The organism is Rhodoplanes sp. SY1, from assembly GCF_046000175.1.
In the GTDB taxonomy this organism is placed as follows: Bacteria; Pseudomonadota; Alphaproteobacteria; order Rhizobiales; family Xanthobacteraceae; genus Rhodoplanes.
This window is the reverse complement of the sequence record NZ_JBEOMB010000357.1, coordinates 1-622: the sequence shown is the minus strand read 5'-3', so window position 1 is coordinate 622 and position 622 is coordinate 1. Positions and strand designations below refer to the sequence as shown.

Here is a 622-nt window from a genome sequence, read left to right as displayed (position 1 = left end):
ACGTCCCGAAGCTTCCACTTTTGTCCTCTGAGCCGGGCGCGGCTAATTTGCCCACCACTAACGAAGTGACGCCTGCATCTATGAAAAGCTTGCGCTCGGAATCAGAAATATCTACTCCACCGGTGTCGAGGTCGGGCTTGTGCATTACGATGCCCGCAAAAGCATCCTGTGCCTCGTTGAAAACCTTACCGCTCACCAGTTCGCCAAGTTTCCGAGGCTCGATTACGACCCCTGAACTGTGCCCCGCTGATGCCCTAACTCTGAGGGTATTCTGATCCGATTCGTATATGCGTAAGGTTGAACCGTCTGCGCCAAATCCAAGAAGAACTTTATCGACGACTGAGGCGAAGAACGGCTCTTCCTCGAAGGTCGCGCCCGGAGCGGCGAATGGTTCCAACAATATGTGCATTCGAAACGAAAAATTCTCTTCAGCGATGTACTTGACCAGTTCAGGGATATAAGTCGCAGCGGCTCGGGCGTCGTCACTGGTAAATACTGATGGTTTGGTCGCTTCAATGAATCCAAAATATTCACCCCTACCATACAGCCAAATTCTGAGCGTGTCGTGAGATATGAACTCATAAGGAGAGTCGGCTTGGGTCGGCTCCGGAATCGGCCCAAT

General features: G+C 51.9%; 1 protein-coding gene. It reads right to left on the bottom strand.

Annotated elements, in window-relative coordinates; translation table 11 throughout:
- Positions 1–622 (bottom strand): hypothetical protein (locus ABTU92_RS29635; protein ID WP_408095122.1); only part of this gene is annotated, 622 nt, incomplete at both ends.